Source organism: Paraburkholderia sp. RL18-101-BIB-B, from assembly GCF_046026985.1.
GTDB lineage: Bacteria > Pseudomonadota > Gammaproteobacteria > Burkholderiales > Burkholderiaceae > Paraburkholderia.
The window spans coordinates 71,536-92,914 of record NZ_JARESV010000010.1 but is presented as its reverse complement, the minus strand read 5'-3'; the positions used below and the strand labels follow the sequence as shown (position 1 = coordinate 92,914).

Below are 21,379 nucleotides of genomic sequence, written 5' to 3'. Positions count from 1 at the left end.
GCAAACCGGAGGAGGTGTTGATTTTTATGCCGCTCAAATGTGCTCCCGGCAATCGCCGTTCAGCGGACCGGGCTCTGTAATCGACGATGCTATCGAGCCATTGAATGGCCTTCGAACTGACATCGCATTACGCCCCTGCACGCTATCAGGCTTTTGTTCGACATTACGAGCGGAATGGCACACAAGTTTTGAATCGACCACGGAACGTTAGTCCGTCAATTCGTATCAACAATAAATCGCATCCGGAATGGCCGCGGACAATTGTCCCGGTCTGTGTACGATGCCGAACGGTAAGGCGGCTGCCCGATCACTTAGCCTTTCACCAGTCTTACCGTGATTACGGATACCAACTCCGTTAAACGACGCGACAGGAAAAGGCGGCCGTCCGCAAGGCATGAATGGTGTTTGTGGAACTCAGTGCTGCTGCAAATGAAACCTGTTTGCCCAACCGAAAAAGATACGGGTTTACATCAACGAATGCCGAACCGTGCGAACGAAATGAAAATCGTCCATATAATCTCGGGCCTCGGTTTGGGCGGCGCCGAAACGCTGCTGCTGAACCTCGTTTCGGAATCGCGCAGCACCGGCGGCACGCACGTCATCATTTCCCTGTCGTCGCTGGATATCATGGCGGAGCGTCTGCGCGCCGCCGGCGCGGAAGTCAGGCTGCTGGGCATGCGACCCGGCATTCCGAATCCGCTGCTCCTGATTCGACTGGCCAGGTGGATCGTCAAGGCCAACCCCGATGTCGTCCAGACATGGATGTATCACGCGGATATTTTCGGCGGCGTGGCGGCACTGCTGGCGCGGCTGATGTTCCGGCTCAGGGGGCAACGCCACCGGTTCGTGCTCGTCTGGGGCATCCATCGAACCGAAGTGCCCACGGCCAAAGTCGGGCGCGTTCTGAATGCGCTTGCGCGAATCGGCGCAATGACTTCCAATCAGTTGCCGGACTCGGTCATTTGCTGCGCCAACGCGTCGTACAAGACTCACGCCGAGTACGGTTACGATCGCTCCAGGATGCGCGTGATTCATAACGGCTTCGATGTCCGCAAGTTCGTGCCGGATGCCACTGCAAGGGCTACGCTCCTGAACTCGCTCGGCTTGTCGCCACGCTCGATACTGATTGGCATCGTCGGACGCTCCAATCCCGCCAAGGATTACGATAACTTCCTGCGCGCGGCCGCCCTGCTTCATCAGCGCGTGCCGGAATGCCATTTCGTCATGGTCGGCAAGGATGTCGATGCCAACAATAAGGCGCTTGCACGCATGATGAGCGAGCTTGGCTTGACCCGCGTGTGTCACTTGCTTGGCGCGCGGAATGACTTGCATCGAATCATGCCGGCGTTCGACATGTTGTGCCTCTCATCCCGAACGGAAGGTTTGCCGACGGTCGTCGGCGAAGCGATGGCCTGCAGCGTTCCATGCGTGGTCACGGACGTGGGCGATACCGGCCAGCTCGTCGGCGACACCGGTCTGGTCGTTCCGCCGCGAGATCCCGTCAGTTTGTCGGATGCGCTCGAAGAGATGGCGACGTTGAGTCTGGAGCAGCGCGAGAAACTCGGCAAGCTGGCACGCGAGCGGATTGTCGAATGCTTTTCTATTACGGTGTGCTGGCAGAAGTATCGGGACATGTACGCGACATTACTGCGTGCGAAAGGCGTAACGCGTTGAGCGTTACGCTATTGAACGCCGCTACCGGATGATCGTGGGATTCGTGATATCGATCTTCGGCCCCGCACGGTCGTAGTCGGTGCTCACAAAGGCGTCTCTCCTCGGACGGATCCACGTCGGTGAATTGCTCGTGATATAGCCGGTCACGATGCGGCCTTTCGTCGCCAATCCGGATACGCTGTAGGCCGCTTCCCTGCTGTCTTCATCCTTGTGTCCACTGATCACGACGCTGACGTACTTTTCCCGGCTGCCCGGCAGTGCCTCCAGATAGACGAGAATGCCGAACTGGCAGTGTCGTGTCGTCGGATTGACGATCCGGATATTTTCGATAACGTCCGTGTTGGCGTTCGGCTCGATGTCGAGTCCGGCGGAAGGAAGCGTACCGGCGATGTTTTCCCACACGGGATGATCGAACAGGATATTCCTGCCGCTGATGATCGACACCCCTTGTCGACGGCAACCCGAGGCATAGTGATTCATTACCCGGATGTCGCTCGAGTAAGGCAGGCCGTTGCCGAAGCTGTTCGCGATATAGATGCCGTCGCCCCAACAGTTGGTCGTGTTGGGGGAAAGTATCGTCACATCGGTGCTTCCCGCGATCGATATGCCCATGCCCCACTCTCCGCCGGTCACGGTGTTCAGCTCCTTGCTGCCGTCCACGCGCGGATTTTCCAGCCGCACATGCCGCACGTCCCAGATACGGATGACCTCATAGTTTTGAGTGTCGTGAGGAAGCAGTTTGAGCGACGCGCCGGGAGCAAAGCGCACGCGGCTGTTGCTGCGCATGTGCAGCCCTTGCGCATCGATCCTGCATGGGCCTGTGATGACCAGTGTCTTGCCGACTGAACTGTCGACTGCCTTTTGAAGCGCGGCACGGTCATTCGTCTTGCCGTCCGCGCTGACTCCGAACCATCGATCGACGACCTCGTCGGCCGCGGCGCGCTGATTGGTCACGACGTCGGCCACCGCAGCGAGCGGGCGCGTGATCGCACCCACCATGCTGCTGAGGAGAAAAGCATTCACCGCTCTTCGGCTATTTCGCACCGTACACCCCCATAAGAAGTTCAGCCCCTCATGCGGCGCATGGCACGCAACGGAGTAGACGTTAAAAAGCGCATCGCCATCGCGATGCCTGGGACGGGGGCTTCGACGCTCGCGGCCTCTGCGAAAGAAATGAACCGCGAGCGGTTTTTCTTCACGAATCCGATGATTCCGTCGATCTCGGCCTCGCTTAGCGTATTGACATGCAGGCAGATGGAATACACGCCAAAGCCAAAATGCACCGGCGTGGCGAACAACTGCGGCACCGCGGTCAGACCGCCGAATTTGTACGGATAGACGCCGCTGCCGTCCGTCAGGTACTTGAAGTCCAGATCGGCTAGTGCGCGGAGCGTCGCTTCATCGAACGAGTGGGAAGGCGCCATGAATACCGGCTGCCAGACACCTTGTTCCTGGAGTATCTTTTTTCCCGCCTGCAGCTTGGCAAACTGCTCGTCGTATGAGAGGCCGGCCAGTTCCGATTTGCTGCCAAGACGCAACAGCCCGGGGTGCTGGGTGACGTATTGATGCGTGTATCCGTGCTGCGCGATGCTCCAGCCGCGATCGACCCAACCGCGGACCGCATCCCAGAACGCATCTCTCGCCGGCTCGACAACCAGCGTCTGATCGAGGCAGTTAGGCACGACGCCGACGAGCAACGGCAGGTCCTGATCCATGGAAAGCTCATCGAACGGATCGAATCGCGACCAGGCCATTTCCGGGGTGACGTCATCGAAGCGCAGTATGAATTTCGGAGCGACCATACCCACTCAATCTCCTTCAGGATATTTCTTTGAATCTGCCCTGGCGTCCGACGGATATCCGCACGGAAGCGCCAGCCGGGTTCAGATCTGCCGCTCGCGCTGACCCGCGATGACGACTTCTTGAGGCACGGGGTCCAGCAATTCGCTGTAGACCCGTAATGTCTTGCTGATCACGATCGATTCGTCGAATTCGCTCAGGGCTTTTTCCCGCGCCGCGAGACCGAGTCTGCGGCAGAGCTTCCGGTCGTCGTCCAGGCGGCGGATCGCGTCGGCCAGCGCCGCGCTGTCGCGCACGGGAATGAGCAAGCCGTCTTCTCCCGAACAGCTCACGACCTCGCGGCAGCCCGGCGCATCGGTTGTGATCAGCGGCAACGCGCACGCGGCCGCCTCGATCAGCGTCTTGGGCAAGCCTTCGCGATAGCTCGGAAGCACGACGACGTCCACTTCGGACAGCAGCTTCGGCATATCGCTGACATGCCCCAGCCACGTGAGAAGGCCGTCGTTGACCCACCCTTCGACGAGTTCCCGGGAGACAGAGGCGGGATTGCCGTCGTCGGGAGAGCCGGCAAGAAGGAACTTCACCGAGCGGTTTTCACTTCTCAGTGCCCGGGCCGCCTCGACGTACTCGGCGATCCCTTTGTCCCACAACAAACGGGCAGCCAGCACGACCCGCAATGGCGCCCGGGTTTCCTCATCGGTCTCCTGCCGGGCGGAGAACCGCGAACAGTTCACGCCGGATCCCTTGATGAGCCTTATCGACCGGTCATCGACGATTCTCGCCCGTTTGAAAACCGCGACGTCGTCGGGATTCTGCAATATCAGCGCATTGCGCCGGCCATTCAACGCGGAGCGCATCAACTGGCGCACGATAGGCCGCAGTACACGGGCTTTCAAATCCCGGCTCGTGAAGACGTAACCCATGCCGGCGACGGCATTGATTCGCGCGGGCACGCCGGCAAGCTTGCTCGCCAGCGATCCGTACACCGCGCTCTTGATCGTGAAGCCGTGGACGAGGTCCGGCTTTTCACGTTGAAGAAACCGCACGAGCCACGCGAGCACGCCGAGTTCGCGCAACGGATTGAGGCTTCGACGATTCATCGGCATGGCATGCCAGCTAAACCCCAGCGCCTGCAGCTTGGGCCCGAACTCGCCCGGCGGAGAGAGCAACACCACTTCATAACCGTCTTGCCGCAGCTTCTGCGCCAGCGAGAGGCGGAAGTTGTAGAGATACCAATCGGTGTTGGCAAAGAGAACTACTTTACGTCCGTTCATGTCCGCTCCTGAATCTCTGAGCTTTTTGTGAATACGGCAGGTCACGACCACAACGATGCCATCGGTTCAATTCAATGCGTTGATTCAACAGGCCTGCCGCGCGCCCCGACCCGCTCGAACAACTCGTCCCAGATCTGCAATACCGCCTTCAATGAATAGCGTTCCCGTACCGACTTGGCGGCCTTCCTGCCCAACTCGGCGCGCAGCGGGTCGTCCGAAATCAGGCGGTGTAACGCGGCGGCCATGGAATGCGCGTCGCCTGGCGGAATGAGCAGTCCGTCCTCGCCGTTTCGCGTCAACTGCCTCGGTCCGCTAGGACAGTCGAACGACACGACAGGCAGTCCAATCGCCATGCCTTCCATCAGCGCCATGGGCAAGCCTTCATGACTCGACGACATCGCAAAGACCTGCCCCTTGGCCAGCTCGCTCCACGGGGTCAGCGTCCGTCCCGGCAGGAAAATCCGCTCCCCCATGTGCAGTTGCTCGATCTGAGCCTCCAGCGCGGCGCGCTCAGGTCCTTCTCCCCAGATCCACAGGTCCCAATCAGGGCAATCGTCTGCCAGCAGTGAAAAGGCGCGAATCAGCAAGTCGAACTGCTTTGTCCTGTTCAACCGCCCCAGAGAAATGACGCGCTTGCGCGCCGTCGCTTGTTGCCGTTGCTGCACGAACAGTTCATCGGGCAGTGGATTGGGCATCACCGCGATGTCCTTCATTCCCGGCACGACCTTTCTGAACGGCGCGACCACGTCGTCGGTCAGCAGGGTCAGGAGATCGGCCTTCGGATAGATAAACCGGCACAGCAGTCTCCATAACAACGAACGGCGATCGGCCAGAGGATTGGTGTGCTCGCTTACGATGATGGGAATGCCGAGTCCTCGCGATGCGAGAATCGTCGCGACATTCACATTCGTCAGAAACGACACGATCACATCCGCCTGGCTCTCGCGCATGAGCGCGCGCAACGCACTCATGCGCTCGACAAAAGCGAGCGGTCCTCGGCCTCGCCGCGTCACCAGGTCAGCCAGATAGACGAACTTCACACGCGATGAAACCGGGTAGTTGCAGGTGCTCCGCCCGGAATACGTGGCGACTAGCGTGACCGAGTCGCCCCGCTCGACCCAGGCATTGACAAGCGTCGCAGCGACACTCTCCGCACCGCCATCCTGCATCGCGCTAATGAACAAGACGATATTCATGGAATGTCAGGTCTCCGCCCGCTTGATGACTGGAAGCAGCGTGGGGTTCACTCCGTCACCCGCACGGAAGGACGATCGATGATCCCCGAAGGTTTCACGCCGGTTTGCGTGAACACGTCACGCCACATCGAGAAGACCCTGGCCACCGAAAACCGCTCGACGACCGCACGCGCGCGCGCTGCCATGAGTGCCCGCATCTCGTCATCGCTCATCAAGGTCGATAAGGCATTGGCGAGTTCCTGCGGGTCGCCGACTTGACGAACCAGCAGGCCGTCATGGCCGTGCGTGATGATGTCTCCGGGCCCCGCGTCGCAGTCGAAGCTCACCACCGCGCAACCGCTCGCCATCGCCTCGACGATCGTCATCGAGAAGCCTTCGAACCGCGAACTCAACACGTATAGGTCCGCACGCTCGTACCAGTCAGGCATGTTGCCAACCTGACCCGGCAGGAGCACGCGCTCACTCAATCCCGCCGCGGCTATCTGTGCAAAGAGCGCATCCCGGTCATGGCCATCTCCGAGAATGACGAGATCCCACGCGGGAAAATCACTCGCGATCCGGCCGAAGGAATCGATCAGAATATCGAAGCCCTTTTGCTCGGCCATGCGTCCCGCCGCGAGCAATACGCGACGCCCGGCACCGACCACCTGCTGGGGCGGCACGATAGGCTCCACGACAGGAATCGGCAGCGAGATCGAATTCGGAATCACGGTGACGGCCTTGCAATTGCAGTTGTCCTGCAACCACAGCTTGCTTTTCTGCGTCAACGCGACGACCTTGTCCGCGAAGGGGTACGTCCAGCGGCGCAAGAACTCCCAGAGCTTTCCTTCGAAGAGCATCGGCGGATGAATGTGCTCGGTCGCAATCACCTTGCAGGGCAGGCCGAGGCCGGCCAGGATGGCGAGGATCGACGGCCGCGTCTCGATGCCGAGCACGACATCCGGCTTCACCTGTCTGAGCACGCGGCGCAGAGCCAGCATTCGGCGCACATTCGCGAATACCGCGCCCGCCAAACCGCCACTGCCCCCCGCGAGGTCGAGGGTAATGCGGTCGACCGAGTCGTGCAGCGCATAGAAGTCGCTTGCGGTGGATGTCAGCGTCACGACACTGACGTCCAGTCCTTGCGCGACCCATTCGCTCGACAGGTTCATTGCCACGCGCTCCGCACCGCCGTAATGCAAGGAATGGATGAACAGCAGAATCTTCATAGCGGACCCGTCTTGTTCTTTAATGAGCCGTTTGACAACGTGAAAAACAGATAGCAGACGAACGAACAGAGGCCCATGACGCCGGTTGCAAGAACGACCCCCGTGATGCCGAGCCATCGAATCAGGAAGTAATTAGCCACCACCTTGACGGCGAAATTCGCGGCCGCGATGCCCGCCATTGCTTTAAAGCGGCCTTCGCTCGCCAGCAGCTGCACCAGCACCAGCACCGAGAAGTAAAACGGTATCTGAATCAATCCCCAGCGAAACAGGCCAGACACCGCCACCGTGTCCGCAGCGCTAAAGGCGCCGCGCTGAAACAGCAGCTTCACCACCATCGGCGCGAGAAGCCACGCCACCACCGCCACCACGCAACCGACCGCCAGCATGAATAGCGACCACTTTAGCGCGATGCTTCGGGCGCGAGCGTTGTCTCCTGCACTCAGCAGCTCCGATAAAACCGGCAAGGTCGCCCGGCTGATCGCCACGGCGCCCATGCTGACGAGCAGGCCGAGCACGCGGCTGGCATAGCCGAGCGTCGCGATGTTGCCGTCGCCGAGGCCCGCCACGAAATACTGGTCCAGCGGCGTAGCCAGACTCATGATGAACTGGCCGATCATGAACACGCCGACCGCGCGGTACATGTGGGGCCACTGCGGCGAGCTGACAGAGAAGCTGAGCCGTGCGCGGATGTTGTCGGCACGCCCGGAAAGCACGCCCAATATCACCGCCTGAAGGAGAAAGCCGAGCGTGCTGCCCAAGATCAGCGGCACGGGGGAGCTCGGATCGTGCCAGGCCAGCACGAAGCCCAGCAACACGACCGCCGGCACGCACTCCAGCAGCGTGTTGACATGCTTTTCGCGTGCCTGGAGCCGTGCCGCATACACGCAGATCGTCAGCATGACGATGCCGACCGGCGCCATGCCGAGCATCATCCGGCGCGACATCAAGCGGGTTTCTTCCGACAGGTTGCGCGCCATCAGGTCGAGCGCATGCGGCCAGGCGAAATAGAGAAGGACCGCGAACACCACGCCGACAAAAATCGCCATCACGTCGAGTTCGCCGAGAAACTTCGCTTGCTCCTGCCTGGGCCTCCCGCGCAGCTCGACGAGAGCCGGCACGAGCACGACGCTCAGCACAGCGACAAACGTAGCCGGCAGCCAGGTGACCAGCGTGAGCGTGAGCTGATAGGCATCGACGACATTGCTGATGCCGTACCGATACGCGATCGCCATTTCCTTGAGCGCGCCCGCCGACTTGCCCATGAGCGCGAACAAGGAAACCCAGACTGCACTGCGTGCGATCCGCGAATGATCGGGATGAATCTGCAGCAGACGGCTTCGCCAACCTGCGATCTGAGACATTGACGTTACTGCCTTAAAAAGATCAACGCGTTGCGCATCGGTCATGCCGAAGCACGCCCGTGAGACCGGGCGTCTGAAGACATCACCTTTGCGATACGAACTCGATGTACCAGGGCATCGCTTTGGACAAGCCTTCTACCAAGGGAATCGTGTTTTCATAGCCGAGCAGCCGCTCCGCCTTGTCGACATTTGCCTGTGAATGGCGGACATCGCCGGCGCGAAAAGGCCCGAACACCGGGCGCTTGTCGCAGGAGACACCGTTGTCGGCGAGCACGGACCGCAAGCCGTCGTAGAGCTGGATCAACGTTGTGCGATCGCCGACGGCGACGTTGTACACCTCGTTCCTTGCCGCCTCGTCCGCCGTTGCCGCCAGGATGTTCGCCTTCACCACGTTGTCGATAAAGCAGAAGTCCCGGCTGGTTTCGCCATCGCCATTGATCACGACGTCGTCGCCGGCAATGAGCGCGGCCGTCCATTTGGGAATGACCGCGGCGTAAGCGCCGTCCGGATCCTGGCGCTTACCAAACGCATTGAAGTAGCGCAGGCCAATCGTCTTGAAGCCGTAGGCACGAGCAAACACCGATGCGTACAGTTCATTGGCGTACTTGGTGACGGCATACGGCGAAAGCGGCTGCCCGATCTGGTCCTCGACTTTCGGCAACCCGGGATGGTCGCCATACGTCGCGCTCGATGCGGCATACGTGAAGCTCGACACTTGCGCGTCGCGCGCGGCCACGAGCATATTGAGGAAGCCGCTGATGTTCACTTCGTGGGTCGCGATCGGGTCAACCACCGAACGCGGAACCGAACCCAGCGCCGCCTCATGCAGCACGTGATCGACGCCATTGACGGCGTTCACACAATCTTCCGGACGCCGGATATCGCCTTCGATGAATCTGAAGCGCTGCCATTGCTCCGGCGAAACGACGGAGCGTACTTCGTCGAGATTGCGCTGGTAGCCGGTGGAAAAGTTGTCGAGTCCGACCACGGTCTGGTCGAGCTTGAGCAGCGCCTCCAGCAGATTCGAACCGATAAAGCCGGCCACGCCGGTAATCAACCACTGCTGCGGATGCCCGGCGAGTTGTTGCCGTGTTGTGTCGTAGCGATCAGGCATCGATGCCTCCGGATAAGATGAGGAGGCCATCACGTCGTGATGGCCTCGCGTGCGATGTGCTTAGGGTCTGCTAGAGACGCAGATCACTGGCGTCCGCGGGCAGCAGGTACTTCAGGTCGTACAGTACATGCCCGGGCTTGCCGAAGACACGAATGGCTTGCGCGCCCAATTCCTGGAACCGGCTGTGCGCGACGGCCAGAATCGTCGCGTCGTAGACGCCGTCGGCGGGATGCTCGATGGGGTCCAGGTTGTGTTCGCGCCGGGCCTCCTCTTTCGAGACCCACGGATCGTAGACATCGACTTCGACGCCGTATTCCCGCAACTCGGCAACGATATCGACAACCTTGGTGTTGCGCAGGTCCGGACAATTTTCCTTGAAAGTCAGACCCATGATCAGCACGCGGGCACCGGCGACGCCGATCTGCCGCTTGGTCAACGCCTTCACCAGTTGCGACGCAACGTAACCGCCCATGCTGTCGTTCAGGCGCCGGCCGGCGAGGATGATCTCCGGGTGGTATCCAATGGCCTGCGCCTTGTGCGTCAGATAATACGGATCGACGCCGATGCAATGGCCGCCCACCAGACCCGGTCTGAAGGGCAAAAAGTTCCATTTGGTTCCGGCTGCCTGCAGGACCGACTCCGTGTCGATTCCCATCTTGTTGAAGATGATCGACAGCTCGTTGATCAGCGCGATATTGACGTCGCGCTGCGTATTCTCGATGACCTTGGCCGCCTCGGCGACGCGAATGCTGCTCGCCTTGTGCGTGCCCGCGACGATGATCTCGCGGTACAGCGAATCGACGAGTTCAGCGATCTCCGGCGTCGATCCCGACGTGACCTTTCTGATATCCATCACGCGGTGCGCCTTGTCGCCGGGATTGATCCGCTCGGGACTGTAGCCGACAAAGAAATCCACGTTGAATTTCAGCCCCGAGGTCCGCTCGAGAACCGGCACGCATTCCTCTTCCGTGGCACCCGGATAGACGGTCGATTCATAGATGACCACGTCATTCTTTTTCAGCACGCGGCCGATGGTCTCGCTGGCGCCGATCAGGGGCCGGAGATCAGGACGCTTGTAGTCGTCGATCGGCGTCGGAACGGTTGCGATGTACACGTTGCAGGCTTTGAGCTCCTCCACGTCCGACGTGAAGGTCATGCCCGTGGCCGCGGCCAGTTCTTCATCGCTGACTTCGAGCGTGATGTCCCGTCCTTCACGTAACGCCGAGATGCGCACGCCGTTGATGTCGAACCCCACCACCGGGCGACGCTTGCTGAACTCCACCGCAAGCGGCAATCCGACATAGCCAAGACCGACCACGGCGAGTTTCAGCTCGTTTAACGAATGCATGATTGTTGCTCCCCTTTATTATAGATACGCGTCTTTTTTAAAACCCCGTGCAAGATTCAATTGGCCTGAACCTTTGCACGGGCTACGCGCGCTATTTCATTGCCGAATCGGAGTAATAGGCGTCGTATGCGTAGCCGCCATACCGGCGCGACTGGGCATAATTGCCGCGACTGACCTTGAATCCATTCAGCAGAATGCCTTCCACTTTCGAACCGGTTTGCGCCAGGCGCTTGACCGATTCCGAGATCTCGCCGGCGCGCGTATCGGCGAAACGCGCGACCATGAATATCGAGTCGGCGACGGGCGCCATGGTCACCGTGTCCGACACGGCAAGGATGGCGGGCGCGTCGAGCAGCACAATGTCGTAGCGCTCCGAAGCGGCACGAATGGTTGCCCTGAAATTGCTGCTCAACAACAGTTCGGCCGGGTCGTGCGGATACTCGCCGCACTGCAGGACATCGAGATTCGGCAGCACTTCCTTGTGCACGGTGTCTTCGAGCGAGCCAGTGCCGGCGATCACGTCGGCAAGCCCCGCGGCGCGCGGCAAGCCGAAGTACTGGTTCAGATGGCCGCGGCGCAGGTCACCGTCCACCAGCAGCACGCGCTTGCCGCCTGCGGCGAGCAACGTGCCGAGATTGGCTGACAGGAACGACTTGCCGATACCCGGCAACGGCCCCGCGAGCATCACCACGTTGTTGCGGTCGCCGTTCATCGCGTATTGCAGCGACGCGCGCATCGTGCGCAGCGCTTCTACAGCCGGGTCCATCGGGTATTGGAAAGCCAGAGCCAGTTTCTCTTCGCCCGTGGTGGACATTTTCCGCGTCAGCTGGAACTGCTGGTCACTGACCGGGATCGTCGCGTACACGCTCAGGCCGGTGCGGGACTCCAGCTCTTCCGGATCGGCCACGCCCTTGAACAGGAAATCACGCAGGAAGGCAAGCCCGATACCGATGAACAGCCCCAGCACCGCCGCGATCAGCAGCACGAGCGCTTTCGCGGGCTTGACCGGCCGCTCGGGGACGTCCGCCGTATCCAGCAACTGCACGGAAGCGGACTGACCGGCCTTGACCAGCCGCAGGGTGTCGATGTTGCTACGCAACGCCGCGTACATGTCGGAGCTCATGCGCATGTCCCGCATCAGGCGCAGCGCGCCTTGCTCCGCCGTCGGCATGGCCTTGACGCGGCTCGCGAGACTCTCGACGTACTTATTGGTGCTGGCGATCTGCTGGTCTATCGCCACCACGCTCGGGTGCTCGGCCGTCAAGTGAGCGGTCAGGTCCTGGCGCTGACGCTTGAGGTCGTAGAGGCGCGAGTCCGCTTCAGTGGCCTGTCGCAGGATGAGCCGGCTTTCCTCGTCCGCATCCAGAAGTCCGTGACTGTTGCGATAGGTGTTATAGGCTTCTTCCGCCTGCTCCATCTGGCGCTTCGCCCCCGGCAGTTGCTGCTCGAGGTAGTTCAGCGACTTCTCGGCGTTCGCACCCTTCTGGTTCACGTTCTGGCGCACATACACCGCGCCGATATCGTTGAGGATGTTGGTCACGAGAACCGGGTCGCGGCCTTCCAGCAGGACGCCCAGCACATTCGATTTGTTGCCTTGCTCGTCGATCTGGAGGCCCTTTTGCAGCTGTTCGAGGGCCTCCTGACGCGAGTGGCGCGTGAGATTGAACACGGCCCCGCTCTCGCCGTCGATCTTGCTCACGAGCAGATTGATCGGCCCGTGGCTGCTTTCGAATTGCTCATCCACGCCGACGCGTCCGGTGACCGGCTGTTCCAGTCCCGGCCCGCGCAACTGGTACTGGCCGCCGGACAATGCGGTGACGGTGTACGCATTGCCTTCCTGTTTCCTCGGCACTTCGAACGTCGCCACGCTGATCGATTCGTCACCCCAGACGAAACCGCCCCAGCCGAAGAGTCCGGGCGTCATCCGTGTGTCGGTGTGACGCGCGATCAGGCCGCCGAGCACCGGCAGGCGCTTCGGCTCGGCTTCGATGTAGAGCTTGAGGTAATCCACCGTCTGCATGGCGATGGCTTTCGACCTCAGGATCTGCATTTCGCCTTCGGCCGAGGACTTCTCCTGGAACAACGACGACGCATTGCGCACCAGATCTTTCGAATCCGGCAGCGCGGTCGGCGCATTGTCCTCGACCCTGATCGAGATACTTGCTCGATAGATCGGCGTCGCGCAGAACGCGTACAAGGCGCCCATCAAAATGAAGGCCGCTGTTATCGCGGCGATCATTACGCGGTGATTAATCAACGTATCGATGATCGATCCAGGATCGAATTCATCATTACGTTCGGATAATCCCTCTAACGCTAGATTTTTGTGTTTCATGGGCACGTCTCGTCACGTAGTTTTATTTGACCGCTTTTGCAAGCGGATTCGAACGAGGGAAATGCGCGATTTAGCAGTAATGGTCCTTTTCCCTGACGCCACAATACGCACCGTGCTGCGCCAAGTATGCGCGGTAGTGCACACAATCTTCCCGGTGCTGATTCGCTATAAGCGGCCTGGCAAGTTTTTGAGGAAGCGGGAATCGGATTTTTTAAAATAAGGGAAAACCACAAAATGTCCGACCAGACAGATTCGAGTTTTCACGGTGCTCTGCTGCCGCGCGCAGGCAGAGTCTCCCGTTGTTTTCAGGGAGGTCAGGAACGCAGGTTCGCGGCCGGGCGGCAGCGAATTTTTGGATTGCCTGATGGACGCGTCAGGCAATGCATCCGAACATCGCCTGACAGACAACGGCTATAAGAAGGCTTGTGAGCTTGCCGCGTTCCAGGCGCGGCTTGCCCTTTCCAGAAGACGATGACGCGTTCGCGGACGAGCTACCGCATCAAGTATTTCGCGCTGTTGTGACGCGACGCTGTGCGGCCAGCTCGCGACCGACGCGGCGTATCTCGGCCTCGCCCCGCGCAAGCGCGTCTGCGTTCGTATGCACCGAGTAGTAACCGAGCACCAGTGGATACGGATGCTTGATAGCGGAACCGATGACGAACGACGTCGCCTCCTCGGCGTGTAGCTCAATGGGCGCGCCGTCGGACTCCTCGAACACGGCGAGTTGCCCTGCCTCGATCGGCTCGGACGCGTTCAGGCGGCCCTCGTCAATCGCCAGCCACGCGACATTGTGCCCGGCAGGCGGCGCGTATCGCCAGGTCTCTCCCGCGCTCAGTTGAACATGGAAGTAGTTGATGCCTTCAGGCGCGCGAATGTCGCTCGCCGCGGACCCGTGGCGGCCGAGGATGACGCGGACCGGCCCATCCGACTGGACCTGGGCCGGCGAGATGTACTGGCTTTCCGGCGGCGAGTTCTCCATCGATGGCGGTAGCGCGACCCAGAGTTGAAACAGGCGTACGGTTTCCCCCGGCAATACATTGCCGTCGTGCCAGACACCATTGCCGGCCTTCATCCATTCGAGACCGCCGGCCGAAAGCTCGCCATTCTTGCCGGTCGTGTCCGCATAGGAGATGCCGCCACTCAGCACGGTGGTGAGCGTGGCGATGCCCGAGTGCGGGTGGAAGCCGAACATCGGTTTACCGGTGGGCACGACCACGGCGTGATCGAGGAACACGAAAGGCTTGATCAATTCTCCGATATCGCCGGGACTGGCCAGGCGAGCAATGCCGCCGTGCGCGCTGCCGCCGGTGCGAAAAGCAATCCGGCGCGGCGCAAGCGCTGTTTCCTGAATCGGGGTGAGTACGGCTGTGTCGATGTTCATGGCTCTGCCTCGAGAAAAAAGCTATACACGTAAGGTAAGAGCTTGCACTCCATCTTAAAAGCCTATATTTTTAGATTTCACCTATCGTCTGGAGCGATGGACATGCTTGACGGCCTGACACTGGACCAGCTTCGGACCTTCATCGCGGCAGTCGACGAAGGCAGCTTCTCAGCGGCCGGACGCAAGCTCCGGCGCGCGCAGTCGGTGGTCAGTCAAACCCTCTCGAATCTCGAAGCCCAGCTCGGGGTGAAACTGTTCGACCGCACGGCCCGTTACCCGCAGCTCACCGACGCCGGCAAGAGCCTGCTGCTTGACGCGCGTTCCGTGGCTGACACGATCGATGGGTTCAAGGCGCGAGCGCGCGCGATGCGAGACGGTCTGGAGCCCGAGCTCTCGGTGGCGATGGACGTGATGTACCCGATGGACAGCTTGACGAGCGCGGCAGCTCAATCCCAGAAGGATTATCCGCACACGCCGCTGCGGCTCTATGTCGAGGCGCTGGGTGGTGTGATGAAGCTGGTACTCGACCGGATTTGCAACATCGGCGTGATCGGCACTCTGCCGATCGTGACGGACGAACTCCAGGTCGAACTGTTGCGCGAGCTCGAACTGGTTACTGTCGTGAGCCCTGCTCATCCGCTTGCGAAACGCCGCGGCCTCGTTTCGGCGGCCGCCATCAAAAAGCACGTGCAACTTGTGCTCAGCGACCGAACCGCACTGTCCCAAGGAAGCGAATTCGGGGTCCTGTCGCCCTCGACGTGGAGGCTCGGAGATCTGGGGGCCAAGCATGCCTTCCTGAAGGCGGGACTGGGCTGGGGCCACATGCCGCTGCACATGGTCAAGGAGGATCTCGAAAGTGGCAGCCTGGTGACGATTCGCATTGAAGGCCTGCCGCGCGAAGTCGTGATGCCGATGAAGGTTGTCTACCGCAAGGACGCGCCGCCGGGGCCGGCTGCCCGCGCCTTCATCGCGCAACTGGGAAAGTAGGCTAATTACCGCGATTTGGTCTGAACTGGATCTGCGTAGAGAGAGTACAGAAAAGCGATCAGCCCGCGTCCACCATCACCAGTTCGGAATCTTCGAGGGCGGAGATCTGCACCGCGGCGACCTTCGTGATCGCCACGCCGTCTAGCGGCCCAACGGGCTCGCCATTCACTTCGATGCGTCCCGAGGCCACGACGAGATACGCGCGACATGCTGGACCCAACTCGTGTCGAACGCTTTCGCCTGCCCTTAGCATTGCGCCAAGCACACGCGCATCGGCGCGAATAGGAAGCGCGCCTTCATCGCGGGCGAACCCGCTGGCGAGAGCGACGAAACGCCCTGACCGGTCGCTTTTGGGAAACGGCCGGGTATCCCATGCCGGTTCACCACCGGCCTCGCGAGGCAGCAGCCAGATCTGGTAAAGCTTGAGCGGCACGTCGCCCTTGTTGAACTCGGCGTGGCGTATGCCCGTGCCGGCGCTCATGACCTGGACATCGCCTGCGTGGATCGCTCCCTCGGAACCCAAGGTATCTCGATGCCCGAGCAGGCCCTGGCGCACATAGGTGATGATCTCCATGTCATGGTGTCCGTGCAGGGGGAAACCGGTGCCGACCGCGATCTCGTCGTCGTTCCAGACAATCAGTGGACCCAGGGCGGCGTGCGCGGGATTGCCGTCGGCGCTGACCACGAAGTGATGTTTCGCGCGCAGCCAGCCGCGTTTCGCCCCGTCCAATGATTTCCAACGTCTGTGTGTGAGCATGTTCTCCTCTGTTTCGAGCCACCGCCAATGCGGCGCGCGTCACCTGTGCGAGCGGCCGAGTTGAGCGCCGCTGCAGATGATGAGCGTGGTGTTTTGGGTGAATTCCGCCGTGGTTTCAGCGTGCGGTATGCAGGCCGGCGCCGGCTGGCAGCTTCTCATTGACAAGCATGCCGATGGCGATTCGATACCCGGACCGGTGTCGGCCAGGCGGGAAAACGCCTGGCCGTCTCACGCACGCGTAGGCGGTGCGAATTTGAATGACGTTCAGCCAAACAGCTTGTTAGCCGTCCGGGCGATCAGTTCGCCCTGGTGGCGAGCACCGGCGAGCTCGATAGCGCTCGGCTGGCGCTGACCTTGTGCGCCTGCGATGGTCGTGGCGCCATACGGAGAGCCGCCGACAATTTCGTCCAGCGTCATCTGCCCCTGGTGGCTATACGGCAGGCCGACGATGGTCATGCCGAAGTGCAGGAGGTTGGTGATAATCGAAAACAGCGTCGCCTCCTGTCCGCCGTGCTGGCTGGCGGTCGACGTGAAGGCACCGCCGACCTTGCCGTTCAATGCACCGCTCATCCAAAGACCGCCGGCCTGATCCAGAAACGTCGCCATCTGCGACGAGATGCGCCCGAAGCGGGTCGGTGTGCCGACGACGATCGCGTCATAGTTGGCGAGTTCGGCAACCGTCGCAACGGGCGCTTGCTGATCGAGCTTGAAGTGGGCGCCCTTCGCCACGTCCTCCGGCGCGGTCTCAGGCACCCGCTTGACGTCGACCACCGCGCCCGCCGAGCGCGCGCCTTCAGCGACGGCTTCCGCCAGCGCTTCGACATGGCCATACGAGGAATAATATAGAACCAGAACTTTCGACATTTCGACCTCCTTCCTATATCTGCGGTGATGCCACTGTGGGAAAAGTTGTGCGCCCGACAACACGCACCGTGTTGCTGCAAGGGCCGATCCAGGTGAGACGATCCGAACGGTCGGTCGGTCGTCTCATCGGAGCCGTCTTCCTAGCTCGCGGTCAGAGGCGAAACGCCCGATGCTGTCCGCCCGGAGCGCGCATCGAGGCTGAACGCGCCGGCACCGAAGTAGGTGATCTGCAAAAGACCACCGGCCATCATCACGTTCTTGAGAAAATGAATCATCTGGTTCTGATCGGCGAAGTTGTGGTGAAAAAACAATGCCGTGACCACGCAGAATACCGCCATTGCCAGCGATACGGCGCGAGCCCTGTAGCCCGACAGCAGCAGCAAGCCGCCGCCCAGTTCGGTCAGCACGGCAACACCGAACGCGAGCGGCGGTACGGGCAGACCCATGGCGGCAATATAGCCAACCGTCGCAGCATACGCTCCGAGCTTGCCCAGCCCACTCATGACAAACGGCGCGCCGATCAAGATGCGGCCCAACAACGGAAGAAACTTAAAACGGTCCATGACAATCTCCTGAAAAGAAATGACGACTGGCATGAATGCTACGGCCGCAATGTTGATGCGCATATCTCCGTGGAGGCAAAGTATCGTTGCTTCTGGCAGAACGATAAGGTTCAGTCAGCGCATGCCAATGGACCGGATCGCTCGCCTGGACGATCGCCGGCGCTTCGCAGAGCTTGTGGGGCGTGGAAACTATTCGGCGGCCCTGGCGCGGGCCGGCCTACACGTCGAAGCTCGAGCGTCGCGTTCGCGCCCGGCCTGCAATTCGGGAGGCGTCCAAACAAGCCGCCTGGAGCAGTTATGTTGCGAGATGAGCGCCGTCCACGGCTAGATCAGCGTCCGTCACGAAGGAGGTGATGGCGGTCGCCCGTGACGATGCTCGCTTTCTGTTCAAGAGCCCGGCTCATGCTCCCTTTGGCGTCAATGCGTGAACAGCGGCGCGACGTCGATGTAGATACGGTAGTCGTCGATTTGCCGATCGCGCACCCGCCAAGTCGTCACGGGCAACCTTTGCGCGCCCGATGACGGGGTCGTTATTGGCATAGACAAACGTGCAGTTGTCCGTCAAGAAGCGCGCGAACCGACGCTCGTCCTTCGAATCAACCGCCTCGTACACCTCCGATACATATTCGAATGCCGCTGTGGACGCCTCGGTGGACATGTCGAGTCTCCTCTTCAAATGATGATTGAGTACGACATCGCAGATAGCAAGCGCCGCGAGGCAGCCACTACCGGCCGGTCAATGACTCAACGATCCGACTCCGTCGGGCGGCGCTCCGAAGACGCGCGGCGGTGCAAGCTGCTTGACTAGCAAAGCGATGCACGAAAGGGCTCCAGCGACGGCGATCGTCGCGAAGACGCCTTCAAGCGTAAAGTGCCGGCGTACGAGTTCGGCTACGAGAAACGAGCCCGCAATGCCGCCAAAACGGCCCATGCCGAGCATCCACGCGACGCCGGTGCCACGCCCTTCGGTCGGATAAAAGGCGGCCGCAAGCGCATTCATGGAGGCTTGCGCGGTGTTCATCAGCACGCCGGACACCAGTACCATTGGCACGAGTAGAGCCACGTGTCCCGCCGTCTCTCCAATACCAAAGAGGCTGATCGCAGCGAGGAGGTAGCACGCGGCAATCACGAGATTTGCATTGAAGCGATCCATCAGCACGCCGCACAGCACCGCGCCGACACCACCGAGCGGGAACAATGCGGAGATCAGCGTCGCGCTCTTCTGGCTCAGGCCTGCATCTTTCAGCAGAATCGGCATCCAGTTGATCAGCGCATAGAAAATCAGAAGGCCCATGAAGGCGGCGAGCCATAGCATCAATGAACCGACAATGTATGAACGCGACAGCACGACGCCGAGCCCCTTGTCGCCCGTTCCCGGCGCGCGCTCGGTCAGTGCGAACCCGCGCGCGTGAATTGCTTCAACGGAGATACGCGCGAGAGTTGTGCGAATACGCGCCACGGGTTTGCCATTTGCAACCATGAAGCGTACCGATTCCGGCATCTTGAGCCATAGCAGGACACCGTGAAGTATCGGCGCGACGCCGCCCAGCATCAGAACACTTCGCCAGCCGGCATGGGGAATCAACCATGCCGCGAGCAAACCACCCAAAGCCGCGCCGAGTGGGAATCCGCAGCACATCAGACTGGTTACGGTCGCGCGGCGCCGGGTCGGACAGAACTCGTCCATCATGGTCACCGCATTAGCCATGGCTGCACCGAGGCCGACGCCCGTGATGAAGCGCAGCACGGTCAATTGACCAATGTTCGTCGAGAACGCGGACACGAGACAGGCAACGCCGAAGAGGAATACGGAGGCGATCATCAGAGACCGTCGTCCAACGCGGTCGGACAAAGGGCCGGACACGAGCGCGCCGAACGCGAGGCCGAACAGCGCTGCACTCAGGACCGGTGCGAGATCGGGCTTTGCCAGATGCCACTCCGTCAGTAACGACGGCGCGATGAAACCGATTGCCGCAGTGTCGAAGCCATCCAGCACGACAATCACGAAGCACACGAGAAAGACGAGTCGTTGAAAACGGCCGAACGGGTGCTCGTTGATGAAGCCTTGGACGTCGACGACTGAAGCACGTTTCACGGTTTGTCTCCTGTGTCGACCGGAGTTAGCGCTTTAGCGCTTACTCCGGTCCCATGCAAAGCTAGTCGACCTGAGTTGGCGCTTTAGCAAAGTCTCACGTCATCCCGCCAACTATCATTCGACAGGAATTCGATTTACATAGAATGATTACAAACAGAACAATCAAAGTCAATGGGTTCCGCGCGGTAAGCATCGCGAACACAATCGGCACCAGCCGGCGATGAAGCGACACTGACCGCGCCACACAGAGACGACAATCATCAGTGGAACCCTTCCAGCACGGTTTTTCCGATTGCCCTTCCCGTTTCGATCCGTTCGTGGGCCTTGCGCAGATCCGCTGCCGTCAAAGTTGTCAATCAGCGCTATATGACACTGCGGGTTCAACACGCGCGCGAGACTTGGGGGCGCTGCCGGGCGTCGAAGTGATCGCCCCGAAATAGTCCACGCCACTGAAGCCGATTGCGCCTCACGCGCGTTCAAATCGTGCCGTCCAGTTGTTCGAGCACGTCAGCCGGGAGCAGGAGCGAGCCAGCCGCCAGGTTCTCGCGCAGATGCATGAGCGACGACGTCCCGGGAATCAGCAGGAGGTTGGGCGAGCGCTGCAGCAGCCACGCCAGCGCCACCTGCATCGGCGTTGCGTCCAGCGACGACGCCACTTCGGTCAGCGTCGCGGACTGCAAAGGCGTGAAGCCGCCTAGCGGGAAGAACGGCACATAGGCGATGTCCTGCTGCGCGAGAGCATCGACTAACGGGCCGTCGTGGCGTTGCATCACATTGAACATGTTTTGCACGCAGACGACCGGGGCAATTGACTGGGCTTCCTCGACCTGCGCGGCGGTCACATTGCTGAGACCCAGATGCCGTATCAAGCCCCGCTGCTGCAACTCGGCAAGGACCGTAAACTGCTCGGCAATCGACCCCTCGGCCGGACGTCTGTCGTCCATCATGGTGCGCAGATTGACGACATCGAGGACATCGACATGCAGATTGCGCAGGTTGTCGTGCACGGCAACGGTGAGTGCTGCCGGACTCTGCGCGGGGATCCATGAGGCATCGCTACCGCGCACAGCGCCCACCTTGGTCACGATCGTGAGGTCGTCACGATACGGATGCAGCGCCTCGCGAATGATCTGGTTCGTTACGTGGGGACCGTAGTAGTCGCTGGTATCGATATGGTTGACGCCGCGCTCCACTGCCTCGCGCAGGACGGCAATCGCCGTGTCTCGATCCTTTGGCGGCCCGAACACGCGAGGGCCGGCGAGTTGCATGGCGCCGTACCCCATGCGGCTCACGTGGCGGTCCCCAAGCATGAACGACCCGGGAGCGTTCGTCTTCGTCATGATGAATTCCTGTGTTGCATTGGTTTGGCTTCTGCCTGCAGGCCGATGGTTTGACCTGTTAGGGATGCTATATCCGCAACGA

The 21,379-nt window shown here is 60.8% G+C and carries 18 protein-coding genes; 2 read left to right on the top strand and 16 right to left on the bottom strand.

All coding sequences use genetic code 11. The features are described from left to right. Positions 1 to 498 precede the first annotated feature (498 nt). Positions 499 to 1,674 (top strand): glycosyltransferase, encoded by a 1,176-nt coding sequence (locus P0D73_RS17155; protein ID WP_408285267.1) that lies wholly within the window; start codon positions 499 to 501, stop codon positions 1,672 to 1,674. Between the two features lie 21 nt (positions 1,675 to 1,695). Here P0D73_RS17155 and P0D73_RS17150 read toward each other — a convergent pair whose 3' ends face one another. From P0D73_RS17150 to P0D73_RS17105, 10 genes are all read right to left on the bottom strand, one after another. Continuing rightward, the gene (locus P0D73_RS17150; protein ID WP_243658301.1) at positions 1,696 to 2,697 is read right to left on the bottom strand and encodes a right-handed parallel beta-helix repeat-containing protein; all 1,002 of its coding nucleotides are present in this window, start codon (positions 2,695 to 2,697) and stop codon (positions 1,696 to 1,698) included. Between the two features lie 41 nt (positions 2,698 to 2,738). Beyond that, positions 2,739 to 3,476, bottom strand: a complete 738-nt coding sequence (locus P0D73_RS17145) for a DUF2334 domain-containing protein (RefSeq protein WP_132377531.1) — start codon at positions 3,474 to 3,476, stop codon at positions 2,739 to 2,741. 81 nt (positions 3,477 to 3,557) lie between these two features. Further along, positions 3,558 to 4,793 (bottom strand): glycosyltransferase family 4 protein, encoded by a 1,236-nt coding sequence (locus P0D73_RS17140; RefSeq protein WP_243658302.1) that lies wholly within the window; start codon positions 4,791 to 4,793, stop codon positions 3,558 to 3,560. Between the two features lie 26 nt (positions 4,794 to 4,819). Then, positions 4,820 to 5,944, bottom strand: coding sequence for a glycosyltransferase family 4 protein (locus P0D73_RS17135; RefSeq protein ID WP_408432221.1), 1,125 nt, complete (start codon positions 5,942 to 5,944; stop codon positions 4,820 to 4,822). Between the two features lie 47 nt (positions 5,945 to 5,991). Further along, on the bottom strand, positions 5,992 to 7,152 hold the full coding sequence (locus P0D73_RS17130; RefSeq protein ID WP_408432219.1) for a glycosyltransferase family 4 protein: 1,161 nt from the start codon (positions 7,150 to 7,152) through the stop codon (positions 5,992 to 5,994). Further along, positions 7,149 to 8,513, bottom strand: coding sequence for a murein biosynthesis integral membrane protein MurJ (murJ, locus tag P0D73_RS17125; RefSeq protein ID WP_408178169.1), 1,365 nt, complete (start codon positions 8,511 to 8,513; stop codon positions 7,149 to 7,151). The genes P0D73_RS17130 and murJ overlap by 4 nt, the downstream gene beginning before the upstream one ends. Before the next feature lie 82 nt (positions 8,514 to 8,595). Then, positions 8,596 to 9,627: an SDR family oxidoreductase gene (locus P0D73_RS17120; protein WP_408432216.1), complete on the bottom strand. Its 1,032-nt coding sequence runs from the start codon at positions 9,625 to 9,627 to the stop codon at positions 8,596 to 8,598. A 70-nt stretch (positions 9,628 to 9,697) separates the two neighbouring features. Further along, positions 9,698 to 10,975: a Vi polysaccharide biosynthesis UDP-N-acetylglucosamine C-6 dehydrogenase TviB gene (tviB, locus tag P0D73_RS17115; RefSeq protein WP_408178171.1), complete on the bottom strand. Its 1,278-nt coding sequence runs from the start codon at positions 10,973 to 10,975 to the stop codon at positions 9,698 to 9,700. A gap of 91 nt (positions 10,976 to 11,066) precedes the next feature. After that, positions 11,067 to 13,310, bottom strand: coding sequence for a polysaccharide biosynthesis tyrosine autokinase (locus tag P0D73_RS17110; protein WP_132377537.1), 2,244 nt, complete (start codon positions 13,308 to 13,310; stop codon positions 11,067 to 11,069). 499 nt (positions 13,311 to 13,809) lie between these two features. Further along, positions 13,810 to 14,691 carry a pirin family protein gene (locus P0D73_RS17105; RefSeq protein WP_408432214.1) on the bottom strand — a complete coding sequence of 294 codons (882 nt, stop codon included), beginning with the start codon at positions 14,689 to 14,691 and terminating at the stop codon, positions 13,810 to 13,812. A 102-nt stretch (positions 14,692 to 14,793) separates the two neighbouring features. Here P0D73_RS17105 and P0D73_RS17100 point away from each other — a divergent pair, with 102 nt between their 5' ends. Then, the gene (locus tag P0D73_RS17100; protein WP_132377538.1) at positions 14,794 to 15,678 is read left to right on the top strand and encodes a LysR family transcriptional regulator; all 885 of its coding nucleotides are present in this window, start codon (positions 14,794 to 14,796) and stop codon (positions 15,676 to 15,678) included. Positions 15,679 to 15,736: 58 nt separating this feature from the next. Here P0D73_RS17100 and P0D73_RS17095 read toward each other — a convergent pair whose 3' ends face one another. From P0D73_RS17095 to P0D73_RS17070, 6 genes are all read right to left on the bottom strand, one after another. Then, complete coding sequence (locus tag P0D73_RS17095) at positions 15,737 to 16,435, bottom strand: pirin family protein (RefSeq protein WP_408432212.1); 699 nt, start codon at positions 16,433 to 16,435, stop codon at positions 15,737 to 15,739. 264 nt (positions 16,436 to 16,699) lie between these two features. Beyond that, on the bottom strand, positions 16,700 to 17,299 hold the full coding sequence (wrbA, locus tag P0D73_RS17090) for an NAD(P)H:quinone oxidoreductase (RefSeq protein ID WP_408432210.1): 600 nt from the start codon (positions 17,297 to 17,299) through the stop codon (positions 16,700 to 16,702). A 140-nt stretch (positions 17,300 to 17,439) separates the two neighbouring features. Further along, positions 17,440 to 17,862 (bottom strand): DoxX family protein, encoded by a 423-nt coding sequence (locus tag P0D73_RS17085; protein ID WP_408314984.1) that lies wholly within the window; start codon positions 17,860 to 17,862, stop codon positions 17,440 to 17,442. 400 nt (positions 17,863 to 18,262) lie between these two features. Continuing rightward, the gene (locus P0D73_RS17080) at positions 18,263 to 18,520 is read right to left on the bottom strand and encodes a hypothetical protein (protein ID WP_408432208.1); all 258 of its coding nucleotides are present in this window, start codon (positions 18,518 to 18,520) and stop codon (positions 18,263 to 18,265) included. Positions 18,521 to 18,598: 78 nt separating this feature from the next. Next, positions 18,599 to 19,957: an MFS transporter gene (locus tag P0D73_RS17075; protein ID WP_408432206.1), complete on the bottom strand. Its 1,359-nt coding sequence runs from the start codon at positions 19,955 to 19,957 to the stop codon at positions 18,599 to 18,601. Positions 19,958 to 20,433: 476 nt separating this feature from the next. After that, entirely contained in the window at positions 20,434 to 21,297 is an 864-nt protein-coding gene (locus P0D73_RS17070) for an aldo/keto reductase family oxidoreductase (protein ID WP_408314931.1), read from the bottom strand. Between the last annotated feature and the right edge of the window lie 82 nt (positions 21,298 to 21,379).